12 protein-coding genes and 3 pseudogenes are annotated in these 15683 nt (G+C 74.1%); 8 read left to right on the top strand and 7 right to left on the bottom strand.

What is annotated here, in order from left to right; genetic code table 11:
* Window positions 1-10 precede the first annotated feature (10 nt).
* On the bottom strand, window positions 11-814 hold the full coding sequence (locus tag IE225_RS06055; RefSeq protein WP_190056285.1) for a nuclease-related domain-containing protein: 804 nt from the start codon (window positions 812-814) through the stop codon (window positions 11-13).
* Window positions 815-934: 120 nt separating this feature from the next.
* Between IE225_RS06055 and IE225_RS06050 the strand changes: the two genes are divergently transcribed.
* The 4 genes and pseudogenes from IE225_RS06050 to IE225_RS06035 all read left to right on the top strand — a co-directional run.
* On the top strand, window positions 935-1441 hold the full coding sequence (locus IE225_RS06050) for a protein-tyrosine phosphatase family protein (RefSeq protein WP_190056284.1): 507 nt from the start codon (window positions 935-937) through the stop codon (window positions 1439-1441).
* A 509-nt stretch (window positions 1442-1950) separates the two neighbouring features.
* Window positions 1951-3288: pseudogene (locus tag IE225_RS06045) on the top strand (FtsW/RodA/SpoVE family cell cycle protein); the annotation flags it as partial.
* 30 nt (window positions 3289-3318) lie between these two features.
* Window positions 3319-4794 (top strand): penicillin-binding transpeptidase domain-containing protein, encoded by a 1476-nt coding sequence (locus tag IE225_RS06040; protein ID WP_190056469.1) that lies wholly within the window; start codon window positions 3319-3321, stop codon window positions 4792-4794.
* Between the two features lie 71 nt (window positions 4795-4865).
* Window positions 4866-5400: pseudogene (locus IE225_RS06035) on the top strand (DUF3291 domain-containing protein); the annotation flags it as partial.
* 45 nt (window positions 5401-5445) lie between these two features.
* Here the strand turns inward: IE225_RS06035 and IE225_RS06030 are convergent.
* On the bottom strand, window positions 5446-6552 hold the full coding sequence (locus IE225_RS06030) for a ferritin-like domain-containing protein (RefSeq protein WP_190056283.1): 1107 nt from the start codon (window positions 6550-6552) through the stop codon (window positions 5446-5448).
* A 124-nt stretch (window positions 6553-6676) separates the two neighbouring features.
* Here IE225_RS06030 and IE225_RS06025 point away from each other — a divergent pair, with 124 nt between their 5' ends.
* The 4 genes and pseudogenes from IE225_RS06025 to IE225_RS06010 form a co-directional block, all read left to right on the top strand.
* Window positions 6677-7615 (top strand): AurF N-oxygenase family protein, encoded by a 939-nt coding sequence (locus IE225_RS06025; protein WP_190056282.1) that lies wholly within the window; start codon window positions 6677-6679, stop codon window positions 7613-7615.
* Between the two features lie 143 nt (window positions 7616-7758).
* Complete coding sequence (locus tag IE225_RS06020) at window positions 7759-8412, top strand: TetR/AcrR family transcriptional regulator (protein ID WP_190056281.1); 654 nt, start codon at window positions 7759-7761, stop codon at window positions 8410-8412.
* A gap of 28 nt (window positions 8413-8440) precedes the next feature.
* Window positions 8441-8761 (top strand): DUF8847 domain-containing protein, encoded by a 321-nt coding sequence (locus tag IE225_RS06015; protein WP_190056280.1) that lies wholly within the window; start codon window positions 8441-8443, stop codon window positions 8759-8761.
* A gap of 104 nt (window positions 8762-8865) precedes the next feature.
* A pseudogene (locus IE225_RS06010) lies at window positions 8866-9639 on the top strand (coiled-coil domain-containing protein); the annotation flags it as partial.
* A 59-nt stretch (window positions 9640-9698) separates the two neighbouring features.
* Here IE225_RS06010 and IE225_RS06005 read toward each other — a convergent pair.
* The 5 genes from IE225_RS06005 to IE225_RS05985 all read right to left on the bottom strand — a co-directional run bounded on the left by IE225_RS06005 (window position 9699) and on the right by IE225_RS05985 (window position 15540).
* Complete coding sequence (locus IE225_RS06005) at window positions 9699-10973, bottom strand: styrene monooxygenase/indole monooxygenase family protein (protein WP_190056278.1); 1275 nt, start codon at window positions 10971-10973, stop codon at window positions 9699-9701.
* Between the two features lie 68 nt (window positions 10974-11041).
* Window positions 11042-11677 (bottom strand): GTP-binding protein, encoded by a 636-nt coding sequence (locus IE225_RS06000; RefSeq protein WP_190056277.1) that lies wholly within the window; start codon window positions 11675-11677, stop codon window positions 11042-11044.
* Window positions 11658-12071: a DUF742 domain-containing protein gene (locus tag IE225_RS05995; protein WP_190056276.1), complete on the bottom strand. Its 414-nt coding sequence runs from the start codon at window positions 12069-12071 to the stop codon at window positions 11658-11660. Before IE225_RS05995 ends, IE225_RS06000 begins: the two co-directional genes overlap by 20 nt.
* Window positions 12068-12574: a roadblock/LC7 domain-containing protein gene (locus tag IE225_RS05990; protein ID WP_190056275.1), complete on the bottom strand. Its 507-nt coding sequence runs from the start codon at window positions 12572-12574 to the stop codon at window positions 12068-12070. Before IE225_RS05990 ends, IE225_RS05995 begins: the two co-directional genes overlap by 4 nt.
* Window positions 12571-15540, bottom strand: coding sequence for a sensor histidine kinase (locus tag IE225_RS05985; protein WP_229879276.1), 2970 nt, complete (start codon window positions 15538-15540; stop codon window positions 12571-12573). The genes IE225_RS05990 and IE225_RS05985 overlap by 4 nt, the downstream gene beginning before the upstream one ends.
* Window positions 15541-15683 lie beyond the last annotated feature (143 nt).

Genomic DNA, 15683 nt, shown 5'->3' with positions numbered 1-15683 from the left:
GGCCGGTGCCTCACAGCCTCTTCCACGTGTTCCGGTCCCGGGCCAGGGCGTGCAGCGCCTCCACGTCCGCCGGTTTCAGCACACCGCCCGAGCGGGCCAGGGAGCCCAGTTCGGTGTCCCACAGGAGCCGGATTCCGCGCAGGGGGACCGTGACCACGACGTCCGCCGGGGCGACCGGCACGAGCAGGGGGTGCACCTCGGCGGTGAGGGCGTGGGAGGCGCGGGCGGCCGCGGCACGCAGGCGGCGCAGGAGGGGGCGGGGCTCGTGGCGGCCGACGCCGACCATGGGGTCCGCGACGAGAACGCGCTGCTTGCGGGCGTACAGGCTGTGCACGGCGAAGAGGCCGGCGGGGCCGATGAGCAGGTGGTGGATGCGGTCGCCGCCGGGCAGCGGGACGGAGTGCAGGGTGTGCCAGCCGGCGCCGTCGAGGGCGTCGAGGGCGTCGCCGACGGTCTGCTCGGCGGTCAGGGCGCGGCGGCGTGGATCGGGGCGCAGACGCAGCGGTGGGGCGGGGTCGCGGTCGAGGGCGACGAGGAGGGCCTCGCCGGGGCGGTTGGGCGCCAGGTCGTCGTCGGGGTGGAGGGAGAGGCGGGCCAGTTCGGCGGGGGTCGGGACGGGCGGCGGACCGACCGTGACCGGGCCGGTGAGGAAGGGCCGCAGCACCGTCAGTACGGCGTCCCGGTCGTCCTCGCTGATCAGGTTGACCCGGGACGCCTCCTGGTCGTACCAGGCGACGTTCCGGCCGTCGACGTGGCAGACGTAGAGCCGGTCCTGGCCGTGCCGCCGGGTCGGTACGACGCGCAGTGCGCTCATGCACGATCACCCCCATGGCCATGGGAACCCCCATGACCATGGGAACAGGCGGGGTGCTGCGGGGGCAAGAACCCGGCTACCTTTGACAGCGGTGGGGAGGGGCAGCCCAGGGAGGCGCCGTTGCGGACCGGCAGGAAGCAGCCCGGCGTACCGGCTCCGAAGAGCCCGTGGAATGAGATCGTGCCCGGCCTGTGGATGGGCGGGCACGAGTTCCGCGGGAGCTCGGGGCAGGTGGAGCCGGCCGTTGTACGGGACGAGTTCGACCTGGTGCAGACCCTGCTGCGGCTGCCGGGGCACGGGCCCGATCCGGGCGTGGAGCACCAGGTGTGGCCGATCCCGGACGGGCCGCTGGACGGCACGCAACTGGCGGGCGTGATGCGGCTGGCGCAGGCGGCGGGCGAGGCGCTGGACGCGGGGCGCCGGGTGCTCGTCCGCTGCTACCACGGGTACAACCGGTCGGGGCTGGTCGTCGCGCACACGCTCGTGCGGCGCGGGCATCCGGCCGAGGAGGCGATCCGGCTGATCCGGGCCCGGCGCTCGCCGTGGGCCCTGCACAACGAGCTGTTCGTCGCCTATCTGCGGGCCGGGCCGGCGACGGCACGGCTGCTGGAGGAACTGGCCGAGTAGCCTCCCCTCCCCCACCGGAGCACAGCACCGGTCCCGATGGCGCAGTGCGGCGGGCGGGCGGGAGTCACCGCCCCTAAGGTGGCGATCGGTCGGCCCGGCCCCGTTGGGAGGTGGGGGAGGTATCGCCCTGCGCCTGCGCGGCGGGACCGCCCGGGACAGCCGGACCGCCCGGGACAGCCGGACCGCCCGGGACAGCCGGGCCACCCGGGACAGCCGGGCCACCCGGGACAGCCGGGCCGCCCGGGACAGCCAGACCGCCCGGGTGGCGCGCGGGGAGGGGGCCGCGCCGATCTCCGGCGGGACCGGCGCGACCGGCGCGACCGGCGAGGAGAACGTCCGGGGCGATCCCCCGCGCCGCCTCCTCACGGACGGCACGCGGGCGCGGACGCGAGGCGCGGGGCGCCGCGGCGACGGCAACGGGCCCGCGCCGCGCCGATGCCGACGGGCGCCACCGCCGGACACCCCGGTGGTGCGCCAGACAACCCGCCTGTTTTGGGTAGGTTCCGGGCATGACCAAGGCCGGAACCATCGTGGCGGCGGCGGACGCGCCCACGCCCGCCGTCCGCCGCCCGCTCCGGCGCCGCGGCGTCGAACTGGCCCTGCTCGTGGTGGCCGTGCTGCTGTCGGTGTGCGGCTACTGCGCCGTGGGCCTGGCCAGGCACGGCACCGTCCCGCCCGGCGCCGTCGGCTACGGCGCCGGGCTCGGCGCGCTCGCGCTGCTGGCGCACGTCGCCGTACGGCTGCGCGCGCCGTACGCCGATCCGCTGCTGCTGCCGATCGGTGTGCTGCTCAACGGGCTCGGCCTGGTCCTGATCCACCGCCTGGACCTGGAGACGCCGCACGACACGGCGGCGCCCGCCCAACTGGTGTGGTCGGCGCTGGGCGTGCTGCTGTTCACGGCCGTCGTGCTGCTGCTGCGCGACCACCGGGTGCTGCAGCGCTACGCGTACGTGTGCGTAGTGGCCGCGCTGGCGCTGCTGACGCTGCCGATCCTGTTCCCGGCGGTGAACGGCGCCCGCATCTGGATCCGCCTGGCCGGGTTCTCCCTCCAGCCGGGCGAGTTCGCCAAGGTGCTGCTGGCGGTGTTCTTCGCCGCGTACCTGGCCGCCCACCGCAGCGCGCTGGCGTACGCCGGACGCCGCCTGTGGCGGCTGCAGTTGCCCGCCGGCCGGGTGATCGGGCCGCTGCTGGCGATCTGGCTGCTGAGCGTGGGCGTGCTGGTGCTGGAGCGGGACCTGGGCACCTCGCTGCTGTTCTTCGGCCTGTTCGTGGTGATGCTGTACGTCGCCACGGGCCTGACCGGCTGGATCGCGCTGGGGCTGGTGCTGGCGGTGCTGGGCGCGGTGGCCGTGGCCCGGCTGGAGCCGCATGTGCACGTGCGGGTGGAGGACTGGCTGCACCCGTTCGCGTCCATCCGGGCGGGCCTGGGCCCCCACCAGATCGCGCAGTCGCTGTTCGCGTTCGCCGCCGGCGGGGTGCTCGGCACCGGCCTCGGACTCGGCCACTCGATCCTCATCGGCTTCGCCGCCAAGTCGGACTTCGTCCTGGCCACCGCGGGCGAGGAGCTGGGCCTGGCCGGGCTGGCGGCGGTGTACGTGCTGTACGCGCTGCTGGTGGAGCGCGGCTACCGGGCGGGGCTGGCGCTGCGCGACACGTTCGGGCGGCTGCTGGCGGTGGGGCTCGCCTCGATCGTGGCGCTGCAGGTGTTCGTGATCGCGGGCGGGGTGACCGGCCTGATCCCGCTGACCGGCATGGCCATGCCGTTCCTGGCGCAGGGCGGCTCCTCGGTGGTGACCAACTGGGCGATCGTGGCGCTGCTGATCCGGCTGAGCGACCGCGCGCGCCGTACGCCGGTCCCCAATGGGCCGCCCGGCCCGATGACCCGCTGCATCCGGCACGCCGGTGCGCTGTGCGCGGTGCTGCTGGCGGCGTTGCTGGTCAACGCCTTCCGGGTGCAGGTGGTGCAGGCCGGTTCCCTGGACCGCAGTCCCGCCAACCGCAGGGACGCCATCGCCCGGTACGCGCAGCCGCGCGGCGACATCGTGGTCGGCGGCCGGGCGGTCACCGGCTCCCGGGACACCCACGAGCCGCTGCGCTACGAACGCACCTACACCGACGGCCCGTTGTACGCGCCCGTCACCGGCTTCTCCTCGCAGCAGTACGGCACGACGCTCCTGGAGCACGCCGCCGACGGCGTGCTGTCGGGCACCGACCCGCTGCTCGCGTCGCTCCCGCTGCCGGGCCGGGCCGCGGGCGCGGGCGCGGGCAACCCGGCCGGCGACGTGGTCACCACCCTGGACGCGGCGGCGCAGCGGGCGGCCTACGACGGTCTGGGCGGCCGGCGGGGCGCGGTCGCCGCGATCGAGCCGGCCACCGGGCGCATCCTGGCGCTGGTGTCGTCGCCGTCGTACGACCCGGGCGAGCTGTCCGGCAACGGGCCGTCGGCGCGGCGGGCGTGGGCGCGGCTGAACGCCGACGAGGCCCGGCCGATGCTCAACCGGGCGGTGCGGCAGACCTATCCGCCGGGCTCCACCTTCAAGGTGGTGACGGCGGCGGCCGCGCTGGAGGCGCGCGTGGTGACCGACGTGGACGCGCGGACGCGGACCCCGTCCCCCTACCGCCTGCCGGGCACCACGACGTCGCTGACGAACGAGGCGTCCGGCTGCGGCGGCGCCTCGCTGCGGTACGCCTTCGCGTGGTCCTGCAACACGGTGTTCGCCAAGCTCGGTGTGGACGTCGGCGCGGACCGGATGGGCGCCACGGCGGCCGCGTTCGGTTTCAACGACCCGGATCTGCGCATCCCGTTCGCGGTGGCGCCGAGCAGCTTCGACACGCACGTGGACCGGGCGCAGCTCGCGCTGTCGTCCATCGGGCAGTACAACACCCGGGCCACGCCGCTGCAGATGGCGATGGTGGCGGCGGCCGTCGCCGACCACGGGCTGCTCAGGCCGCCGTACCTGGTGGAGCGCACGGTGCGCGGCAACGGCACCGTCGTGGCCACGGGCGGCGCCCGTCCGGGCCGGCAGGTGATGCGGCCGGCGACCGCCGAGCGGCTGCGGGAGCTGATGGCCGACGCGGTGCGCAGGGGCACTGGGCGGACGGCGGTGATCCCGCACACCACGGTCGGCGGCAAGACCGGCACCGCGCAGCACGGGGTGGGCAACACCGGTGTGCCGTACGCCTGGTTCGTCTCCTGGGCGCAGCGCGAGGAGGACCTGCAGGCGAAGGTCGCCGTCGCGGTGGTGGTCGAGGACGCGACCGCGCGGCGCGGGGACATCAGCGGCGGCGGGGTCGCGGCGCCGATCGCCCGGGCGGTGATGGAGGCGGTGCTGCATCCCGGCGGGCGGCGCTGAACGGGCCGCCGGTGCCCGGTGGATGAGACGGGGCTGTCCGGCACCCGGGCCGCCGACCTGTCGTCCCGGCCATGCCGACACCGGCCGCGCACGAACTCGCCCAGGTCAACATCGCCCGCCTCAAAGCCCCTTTGGAATCACCGCAGTTGAAGGACTTCGTCGATGGTCTCGACCCGGTCGACGCCGACGCCGACGCCGCCGACGGCTTCGTCTGGCGCCTGCAGGGCGACTGTGGCAACGCCACCGACGTGCCCGTGCTCGGCGACGACTGACTGATCGTCAACTTGACGGTGTGGCGGGACGTCGACGCCCTGACCGCGTTCATGTACCGGGGGCGGCACCGGGAGATGATGGCCCGGCGCAGGGTGGGGGTCCCCCACGCCTTCAAGGCAGTGGGGGAGGTTCGAGAAGCTGAAGGAGGCGGTGACGGCCCTGTGGTGGGTGCCGGCGGGACACCGGCCGACGGTCGCGGAGGCGGAGGAACGCCTGCTGCACCTGCGTGCCCACGGCCCGACACCGCACGCGTTCACCCTGCGGACGACGTTCCCGCCCGGGGCGTCGGCACCGGTGACGGCCGAGGTGCCGGAAGGGCTGGGCTGCTCGGTCCAGCGGCGGCGCTGTGGAGGCGGCGGGGCGGGCGGTGCCGTCCCGTCACTCCCGCCTCCCCGCCTCGATCGCCTCCGTCACCTCCGCCACCCGCTCCCGCTCCTCCGCCGCGAACCGCTCCGCGTCCAGCTTCTCGGCGATCTCCTCGTCCTGGGTCATGAGCAGGTCGAGGTTGGAGTCGCCCAGCTCCAGGACGCCCATGTCGACGTAGGCCTGCTGCAGGCGCTTGCCCCACAGGCCGATGTCCTTCACGCACGGCACGATGCGGCTGAAGAGCAGCTTGCGGAAGAGGGCGAGGAACTCGGACTGCTCGCTGTAGACCTCGGCCTCGGCCTTGGGGATGCCGAAGTTCTCCAGGACCTCCACGCCGCGCAGCCGGTCGCGCATCAGATGGCAGCCCTCGATGACGAACTCCTCGCGCTCGCGCAGCTCGGCGTCGGTGAGCTGCTGGTAGTAGTCGCGCAGGGCCATCCGCCCGAAGGCGACGTGCCGGGCCTCGTCCTGCATGACGTAGGCGAGGATCTGCTGGGGCAGCGGCTTGTCGGTGGTGTCGCGGATCATGCCGAACGCGGCCAGGGCCAGGCCCTCGATGAGCACCTGCATGCCCAGGTAGGGCATGTCCCAGCGGGAGTCGCGCAGGGTGTCGCCGAGGAGCGCCTGGAGGTTGTCGTTGATCGGGTAGACCATGCCGATCTTCTCGTGCAGGAACCGGCCGTAGATCTCGGCGTGCCGGGCCTCGTCCATGGTCTGGGTCGCGGAGTAGAACTTGGCGTCCAGGTCGGGCACCGACTCCACGATCCGCGCGGCGCAGATCATCGCGCCCTGCTCGCCGTGCAGGAACTGGCTGAACTGCCAGGAGGCGTAGTGCCGGCGCAGCTCCCCCTTGTCCTTGTCGGTGAGCTTGGCCCAGTGCTTCGTGCCGTAGAGGGACAGCGCCTCGTCCGGGGTGCCCAGCGGGTCGTAGGGGTCGACCTCCAGGTCCCAGTCGATGCGCTTCTGCCCGTCCCACTGCTTGTCCTTGCCCTTCTGGTAGAGGGCGAGGAGGCGGTCGCGGCCGTCGTCGTACTCCCAGCTGAAGCGGGCCGCGCCGGAGGCGGGCACCTGCCACAGGGGGTCACCGGGGTCGTTGGCGTACAGCTCGAAGGTCGGCATGTTCGCAGGCTCACACGTGGTAGACGCCGAGTCAACAAGTCCTGCGCGAGGGATTGACGAGCTTGCTGACAGGCAGTCTCATAAGAGGCGTGAAGGTGACCCCGGGCAACGAGACGGAGCAGCCATGACGACCCTGACGGAAGCCGACGCGATCGCCGGACTGCGCGACGCACTGGGCCTGCTCAAGGACCGGGAGCAGGTGGCCGAACGGCTCCTCGAGTCGTCCGCCAGGCACTCCTTCGACCCGGACAAGGAGCTGGACTGGGACGCGCCCTACGAGGAGGGCAAGTGGTTCTGGCCGCCGGAGCTGGTGTCGCTGTACGACACGCCGCTGTGGAAGCGGATGAGCGAGGAGCAGCGCATCCTGCTCTCCCAGCACGAGGCCACCGCCCTCGCCTCCCTCGGCATCTGGTTCGAGATCATCCTGATGCAGCTGATGGTGCGGCACATCTACGACAAGGCCGCCACCAGCGCGCACGTCCGCTACGCCCTCACCGAGATCGAGGACGAGTGCCGGCACTCCAAGATGTTCGCCCGGCTCATCGCCCGCGGTGACGCGCCCTGGTACCCCGTCAGCCGCCTCCACCAGCACCTCGGCCGGCTGTTCAAGACCGTCTCCACCACGCCCGGCTCCTTCGCCGCGACCCTGCTCGGGGAGGAGGTGCTGGACTGGATGCAGCGGCTCACCTTCCCCGACGAGCGCGTCCAGCCGCTGGTCCGGGGCGTCACCCGGATCCACGTCATCGAGGAGGCCCGCCATGTCCGGTACGCCCGCGAGGAGCTGCGGCGCCAGATGGTGACCGCGCCGAAGTGGTCGCAGGAGTTCACCCGCATCTCCTCCGGCGAGTTCGCCCGCGTCTTCTCCGTCGCCTTCGTCAACCCCGAGGTGTACACCAACGTCGGCCTCGACAAGCGCGAGGCCGTGGCCCAGGTCAAGGCCAGCCCGCACCGCCGCGAGGTGATGCAGCAGGGCGCCAAGCGGCTGACCGACTTCCTCGACGACATCGGGGTGCTGCGCGGGGTCGGACGGCGGCTGTGGAAGTCGTCGGGGCTGCTGGCGTAGGAGCCGGGGCTGCCGGCGTAGGAGCCGGGGCTGCCGGCGTAGGAGCCGGGGCTGCCGGCGTAGAAGAAGACCGCCACCCGGGCGCGCGGGCCGGCGGCCCACACGCCCGGGACCCGTCCGCCCGCACCGGTTACGCTGCGGCCATGACCCCGCAGGCCCCCACCCGCGCCTACCGCCGGCTCACCGTCGAGGAGCGCCGCAGCCAGCTCCTGCGGGCGGCGCTGTCGCTGTTCGCGCACCGTGCGCCCGAGGACGTCTCGCTGGACGACGTGGCGGAGGCGGCCGGGGTGTCGCGGCCGCTGGTGTACCGGTACTTCCCCGGCGGCAAGCAGCAGCTCTACGAGGCGGCGCTCAGGTCGGCGGCGGACGACCTGCGGCACTGCTTCGACGAGCCGCGCGAGGGGCCGCTGCTGCCGCGGCTGGCCCGCGCGCTGGACCGCTACCTGGCGTTCGTCGACGAGCACGACGCCGGGTTCAGCGCGCTGCTGCAGGGCGGCAGCGTGGTGGAGACCTCCCGGACCTCGGCGATCGTCGACGGGGTGCGGCGCGCCGCCGCCGAGCACATCCTCAGCCACCTGGGGGTCGACCGGCCCGGGCCCCGGCTGCGGATGACGGTCCGCATGTGGATCACCGCCGTGGAGGCGGCCTCGCTGATCTGGCTGGACGAGGGCAAGCAGCCGCCGGCCGAGGAGCTGCGGGACTGGCTGGTGGAGCAGTTCGTGGCCGTGCTGACGGTCACCGCGCGCCGGGACGCGCAGACCGAGGCGATCGTGCGCCGCGTCGCCGAGCAGGGCTGACGCGCCGCCGACGGCCGACACTGGTGCCGTGAAGAGCGAAGACATCCCCTTCGAGGGCGGCCCCCTGGACGGCCGCGTCCTGCCCGTCCTGCTGGGCCTGACCGGCCGGCCCCCCAGGACCTACCGCGTTCCCGTCCCCGATCCCGCCGGCGGGCCGCCCACCGTCCTGGTCTACCGCCTGGCGCCGCGGGGGCACGGCACCCGGCTGGGGCTGCCGCGGGGCTGGAAGTACGTCCACGACCCCGAGGGCCGGGCAGGCGGCGGGCCGGTGTGGCCCTGGTCGCGGCGGGGAGCCGGGAAGGGGACCCGCCGGAGCCCGGGCGGCAAGCCGGGCGACACGGACGTGTGACACCGTTGCGCCGTTTCGCGCACGCTCGGCGCGCGGAACGCGGCGCGGCGTGGTGATCCTCGCGGTGCGGGCGGAGAGGCCGCCCGCGCTGCGGAGGTGATGACGTGTCAGGAAGGGTGCTGCGTCTGGTGTCCACGGCCGCGGTGGCGGCCCAGGCCGTGCTCGTGCCGCTGCCCGCGGCGGCGGCGCCCGGGTCCGGGCCGTCGGTCGCCGGACTGCTGACGGACCTTCAGCGGCTGTACCGGCAGGCCGAGCAGGCCGGCGACGCCTACCGCGTCACCGAGGAGCGGCTGCGGTGGCAGCGCGCCGAGGTGGCGCGGCTGGACGGCGCGCTCGCCCGCGCCCGGCTCGCCCTGCACGACAGCCGGGGCGCGGCCGGGCGGCTGGCCCGGCAGCAGTACCAGAGCAGCACCGGCCTTCCGTCCTCCCTGCGGCTGCTGCTCGCCCGCGACCCGCAGCACGCCCTGGAGGAGGACCACGTGGTCGGGCAGGTGGCGCGGGAGCGGGCCGAGGCGGTGGGGCGCGTCACCGGCGGCGCGCGGCGGGCCGACGAGCTGGCCCGGCAGGCCCGCAGGGCGCTCGACGAGCAACTCGCCCTCGCCGAGCGCAGGAAGCGAGAACTCGACACCGTGCGCGACCGGCTCGGCGACGTCGAGGAGCTGCTGTCCTCCCTCGACGGCGAGCAGCTCGCCGCGCTCGCCGCACTGGAGCGCGACGGCGTCGCCGAGGCGCGGCGGCTCGTCGCCGCCGGCGCCCTCGGCACCGCGCGGGCGGCGGCGCCGCAGGACGCAAGCGCCGTGCGGTACGCCGTGGAGCAGCCCGACGGGGCCTGCCGGGAAAGCGCCGGGCGGCCCGGCCCCTTTGGCCGCCCCGCCCCGGACGGCGCGCCCCCGCGCTCCTGCGCCGCGCCGAAGCCGCCGTCCGGTGCCGGCGGGGGTTACGCCCCCGCCGGGCCGGGGACCGCGCCCGCGACCTGAGCCAGGTACGCCTCCGCCTTCTCCGGCTCGAAGAAGAAGTCCTCGAAGTCGACCGGGTTGTTGAAGCCGTTGGCGATGCGGTCGGCGACCGGCTGGAGCTGCCCGGCGGCGCCGATGAGGTTGAGGACGTGCTCGGGCGGCGGGGCCAGCATGGCGTTGGTCCACTTGGTGACGTGCTGGGCGATGTCCCAGTAGCGGTCGAACGTGGCCTGCATCCACGCCTCGTCGAACGGCTTGTCGCCGTGCTCCAGGATCGACTTCAGGTAGACCGCGGCGCACTTGGACGCCGAGTTGGAGCCCTGCCCGGTGATCGGGTCGTTGGCGACGACGACGTCGGCGACGCCGAGGACCGCGCCGCCGCCGGGCAGCCGGCCGATCGGCTTGCGCACGGTGGGGGCGTACCGCCCGGACAGGGTGCCGCCGGCGTCGGTCAGCTCGACCTTGGTGGCGCGCTCGTACTCCCAGGGCGTGAACTTCTTCATCAGCTCCAGGGTGAGGGAGAGGTGCTCGGCGGGGTCCTTGACGCCGTTGAAGACGTCCAGCGGACCGCCGGGGATGCCCTCCCAGAAGAGGATGTCGGCGCGGCCGGAGGTGGTCAGGCACGGCATGACGAACAGCTCGCCGACGCCCGGCACCAGGTTGCAGCGCACGGCCTCCATGTCCGGGTGCTCCGGACGCGGGCCTAGCCCGTGGACGTAGGACACCGCCAGGGCGCGCTGCGGCTCGCTGTAGGGGGAGCGCTCCGGGTCGCGGGCGAACATCTGCACCAGCTCGCCCTTGCCCGCCGAGACCAGTACCAGGTCGTAGGCGCGGGAGAAGTAGTCGAGGTCGGAGACGGCGGCGCCGTGGATGACGAGCTGGCCGCCGCGCTGCGCGAACGTCTCCATCCAACCGGCCATCTTCACCCGCTGGTCGACCGACTGCGCGAACCTGTCGAGCCTGCCCACCCAGTCGATGGCGCGCTGCGTGGGGCCCGGGTCGTGGGAGCCGGGGGCGGCGACGGACACGCCGAGCCCCTCGATCTTCGGTGCCTGCGACTCCCAGAAGTTCAGGCCCAGGTCCCGCTCGTGCTGCAGCGCCGTGTGGAACATGCACTGCGTGGACATGACCCGGCCGGAGCGGATCTCGTCCGCCGTCCGGTTGGACATCAGGGTGACCTCGTAGCCGTGCTGCTGGAGGCCGAGGGCGATCTGGAGGCCGGACTGGCCGGCTCCGACGACGAGTATCTTCCGCATACGGGTGGTGTCTCCTACGACTACTGGACGACGACGACGGCTGCTGTCGGCCCGCCGGCGAGGGCGCCCTATTCGGGCGTCTCGTCGAGCGCGTGACCCACCAGGGCCAGCAGGACCTCGATGACCGAAACCCTGCGCCGCGCGTCCATGATCATGACAGGTATGTGCGCGGGAATCGTGAGGGCCTCGCGTACGTCCTCGGGGTCGTACAGCTCGCTGCCGTCGAAGTGGTTGACCGCGACGACGTACGGCAGCCCGCAGCTTTCGAAGTAGTCCAGTGCCGGGAAGCAGTCCTTCAGCCGGCGCGTGTCGGCCATGACGACGGCGCCGATCGCGCCGCGCACCAGGTCGTCCCACATGAACCAGAACCGCTGCTGGCCCGGCGTACCGAACAGGTACAGCACCAGGTCGTCGTCGAGCGTGATGCGGCCGAAGTCCATGGCCACGGTGGTGGTGAGCTTCCCGGGCGTGGCCGAGAGGTCGTCGTGCTCCTCGCTGGCCTCGGTCATCAGCGCCTCGGTCTCCAGCGGAGTGATCTCCGAGACGGCGCCGACCAGCGTGGTCTTGCCGACACCGAAGCCGCCCGCCACCACGATCTTCGTCGCGATCGGGGCGCGGGTGCGGTCGGTCTGCCAGGGTTTGAGCTCCTCGTCGGGCTCGACGAGTGGGGCGACGCGTGCGGCGTCAGAGACGGCGGAGTCCACTCAGCACCCTTTCCAGCAGCGCGCGGTCCGGCCGGCCAGTGCCGTGGCCGGTCCCGGTTCCGTACACACGGATCTTTCCCTGGTCCGCGAGGTCGCTGAGGAGCACGCGGACCACACCCAGCGGCATCTTCAGCAACGCGGCGATCTCGGCCACCGTGCGCATGCGGCGGCACAGTTCGACGATGGCCTGCATCTCCGGCATCACGCGGGTGGTGAGCGTACCGTTCGTCAGTTCCCTGCGCTCCTTCGGGGCCTCCAGTGCGGCCACGAAGGTCTCGACCAGCAGGACATGACCGAAGCGGGTACGGCCGCCCGTGAGGGAATACGGCCTGACACGTGCCGGTTTGCGGTCGCCGCCGCGCACCGGGAGCTGGCTCTTGGGTCCGGTACTCATCGTTCGCTCCCTGCCGGGGCCTGCTGCTCCAGGGACCTGCGCAGCTCACTGCGGAGCTCGGGGGTCAGCACGTGCCCGGCGCGGCCCACGAAGAGCGCCATGTGGTACGCCACCACGCTCATGTCGCAGTCCGCGGAGCCGTGCACGCCGAGCAGCGACCCGTCGCTGATGGACATCACGAACAGGCTGCCCTCATCCATCGCCACCATCGTGTGCTTGACCTTGCCGAAGTCCATCAGCTTCGCGGCGCCGACGGTGAGGCTGCCGATGCCGGAGACGATGGTGGCGAGATCCGCGGAGGAACCCCGCGGGCCGGCGCGCCTGACGCCCCTGGCCTCCTGAGCCTCGGCGTTGCGGCCGGGATCGGAGGAGAGCAGCAGCAGACCGTCGGAGGAGACCACCGCGACCGAGAGGATGCCGGGCACCTCCTCGACGAGGTTGTTCAGCAGCCAGTGCAGGTTGCGGGCTTCACTGCTCAGTCCGAAGGTACTGGGCGCGGTCAACTGCTTGCCTCCTCGACTGTGCCCCCCGTTGTTTCTTCGGCATGTGCCGGCCCGGTCGCGGGCCTGGCGTTCTGGCCGGTCCGCTCGGCGATCTCCGCCTCGACGCGCCGGTAGCCGGCCTCCGCCCCCCGGCGGAAGCCGCCGAGGCGTCGGCGCAGCGCCTCCGCGTCGACGGACCCGGTGCGCGGACGCGGCGCCGCCGCGGGCGCGGCGATCTTCGGGGTCCGCTTGGGCAGACCCTTCGCGGTGACCTGTTCCTCGGTCTCCTCGGTCTCCTCGGTCTCCCCGGTGTCACCGCCCTCGTCCGGAGCCCGCTCGTGGCTGTCGGGGCCTATGGAGTACGGGGAGGACGTGCCGGTGCCGGATGCGGTGCGGCCGGCGGGAGCGGCGGCGTGGCCGGACCGGGACTCGGGGGCGGGCGCCCCGGCTGTGGCGGCCTCCGGCTCGGTGCCGGGCCCGGCGGCCGGGGCCGCGGACTCGGCGGGTTCGGCCGGGGGCTGGGGCAGCAGCAGCTCCATCGTGGTCTCGGCGGGGTGCTCGGCGGCACCACCGGAGCGAGGGGCGGCCTTTGGGGCGGGGGCCGGTGCGGGTACGGGCGCGGACGGCGCGGTGCGCTCCGGCCGGTCCGCCGCCCGGGACGCGGCTTCCGCGGCGGGCGCGGGGCCGGCTTCCGCGGCCTCGGTCTTCGCTGCCGCGTCCTTCTCCGCCCGCTGCACGGCCCGCTCCGCCGCGGCGACCAGCGGGTCGCCGCCGGCCGTACGGCCGCGCAGGACGTTGGAGTTGGCCTCGGCGTCGGCGCCGGGCAGGGAGAAGCCGTGGGTGCCGTCGGAGGCCGGGGCGGCGGCCGGGGCCGCGGCAGGCGGGGCCGCGAGCAGGGCCTTGGGCAGCACGACGACCGCGGCGATCCCGCCCTGCTTCTGCTCGCGCAGCTGCACCCGCAGGCCGTGCCGGTGGGCGAGGCGCGCGACCACGTACAGGCCGAGGCCGAGGCCGTCGTCGCCGCCGTGGTCGTAGGGCGCCTCGGGGTCGAAGTCGGCCAGGCGGGCGTTGAGGCGACTCATCCGCTCGGCGGTCATGCCGATGCCCTCGTCCTGCACGGAGAGCATCACCTCGCCGTTCTCCAGCAGCCACCCGGAGACCTCGACGGGCTGCTCCGGCGGGGAGAAGGCGGTGGCGTTCTCCATGAGTTCGGCCAGCAGGTGGCTCAGGTCGTCCGCGGCGAACCCGGCGACGTGCGTGTGCGGCGGCAGCGCGGTGATGCGGACGCGTTCGTAGCGCTCGATCTCGCTGACCGCGGCGCGTACCACGTCCACGAGCGGGACCGGTCCGGCGTGCTGCTGCACGTGCTCGGAGCCGGCCAGCACCAGGAGGTTCTCGCTGTGCCGGCGCATGACCGTGGCGAAGTGGTCGAGCTTGAACAGGGTGGAGAGCCGCTCCGGGTCCTGTTCGCGCTCCTCCATGCCCTCGATGACGGTGAGCTGGCGCTCCACCAGGCCGAGCGTGCGCAGGGCGAGGTTGACGAAGGTGCCGCCGATGCTGCGCCGCATCGTCTCCAGCCGCTCGCCGGCCCGGTCGAGTTCGGCGCGCAGCTCCTCGCGGGCGTCGGCCATCTTCTGCCGCTGCCCGACCAGGTGCTTGCGGTCGGCCTCCAGGGTGGCGACGCGTTCGGCGAGCGCGACGGCCTGGGCGTGCAGGGCGTTGACGTTCCGCACGACCTGCGCGAACTCGTCGTTGCGGCCGGTGAACCGCACCGGCTCCTGCGCCGTGAGGTCCTCCGCGCCGGCCAGCCGCGCCGAGCCGCGGCGCAGCACCGACAGCGGGCGGGTCAGGCTGCGGGCCAGGGCGGTGGTGACGCCGACGGCGACCAGCAGCAGCGCGCCGAGCACGGCGACGCGGATCTCCAGTGCGGTGACGTCGTCGTCGCGGAGCTTGGCGAGGTCCTTGGCGCGGCGGTCGTAGAGGGCGGCCTCCACGCCGCGCATCGCGTCGACGCGGGCCGACAGGGCGTCGCCGACCTTCCCGGTGCTGGTGTTCAGGTCGCCGGCGGACAGCGTGGGCTGGTCGGTGAGGGCGGCGAGGTACTTGTCGGCCGCCTCCACCTCCGGCCCGGTGACCGTGGAGTCGTACGACGCCTTCGCCGCGGCGGGCGCGGTGTCGCGGAAGTCGGCGAGGGCCGCGTCGGAGCGCAGCCGGGCCTGCTGGGCGGCGGCGCTGAGCGCGTCGCGCTGCTTGGCGCCGGCGCCGGAGGAGGCCGAGGCGGTGGGCAGGCCGGTGACGGGGTCGACGGCGGACTGCGCGGCGTGCGGCACGCTCAGCGCCGCCAGCAGCAGCCCGCGGGCGGCGGCGGCCTGCTGGACGGCGGTGTCGAGCTCGGCCAGGGCGTGGGCCCCGGCGCCGGCCCGCGCGGGCATCTTCTCGGCCAGTTCCTCGGCGAGCCGGTGCAGGTCGGTGATGGCCGCCGAGTACGCCTGGTGGGCCTGGAGCGCGCTGCTCCGGCCGGTCAGCGCGGCCCGCCGCACGGCGCCGACGCCGTCGAGGTCGCTGCGCAGCCAGGCGGGGATGTCCGGGTCGCCGCGCAGCTCCTCGACCTGCCGGTCGACGCGGGTGCTCTGCTGCTCGTCGGGCGCCTTCGACTTGGGGCGGCCGGCGGCGATGTAGGCGGTGACCTCGTCGCGCTCGTCGGCGAGGGAGTGGGCCAGCGCCAGGGCGTCCCCGGTCCGCTCGGCGAGCGTGACCAGGTCCTGGGAGTCACCGAGCTGCCGGGAGGCCGCCAGCACGGAGGGCGCGCCGGCCCCGGCGATGGCGGCGGCCACCACGGCCACGGCGGCGATCAGCCGGTTGCGCACATGCGTGGGACGGCCCTTGCCGACGTCGGGTGTCGTGGGGGTGGAGGTGTCCGACGTGCGCTCCGCACCCGCCGGGGAGGCCGCCTGCTTGCCTGTGCGCCGAGGCCGCGTCTTCTGCACCGGTGCTCGCATTCCTGTACTCGCCGTACCGCTGTACCAAGGTCCCGGGTGACATTCTGTCAACTGCCGCCGCGCCCTCGCCCGGCGTACTCGACCGCGTTCGGGCAGGGGGCACGCCCTTCGGGTTCCGACCCTCCCAGTGC

Source organism: Streptomyces echinoruber, from assembly GCF_014651135.1.
Classification (GTDB): domain Bacteria; phylum Actinomycetota; class Actinomycetes; order Streptomycetales; family Streptomycetaceae; genus Streptomyces; species Streptomyces echinoruber.
This window is presented reverse-complemented; position numbering and strand designations above follow the sequence as displayed.

Coding starts and splice junctions, on each gene's coding strand:
- IE225_RS06055 (WP_190056285.1), bottom strand. CDS start 814: ATGAGCGCACTGCGCGTCGTACCGACCCGGCGGCACGGCCAGGACCGG.
- IE225_RS06040 (WP_190056469.1), top strand. CDS start 3,319: ATGACCCGCTGCATCCGGCACGCCGGTGCGCTGTGCGCGGTGCTGCTG.
- IE225_RS06030 (WP_190056283.1), bottom strand. CDS start 6,552: ATGCCGACCTTCGAGCTGTACGCCAACGACCCCGGTGACCCCCTGTGG.
- IE225_RS06025 (WP_190056282.1), top strand. CDS start 6,677: ATGACGACCCTGACGGAAGCCGACGCGATCGCCGGACTGCGCGACGCA.
- IE225_RS06020 (WP_190056281.1), top strand. CDS start 7,759: ATGACCCCGCAGGCCCCCACCCGCGCCTACCGCCGGCTCACCGTCGAG.
- IE225_RS06005 (WP_190056278.1), bottom strand. CDS start 10,973: ATGCGGAAGATACTCGTCGTCGGAGCCGGCCAGTCCGGCCTCCAGATC.
- IE225_RS05995 (WP_190056276.1), bottom strand. CDS start 12,071: ATGAGTACCGGACCCAAGAGCCAGCTCCCGGTGCGCGGCGGCGACCGC.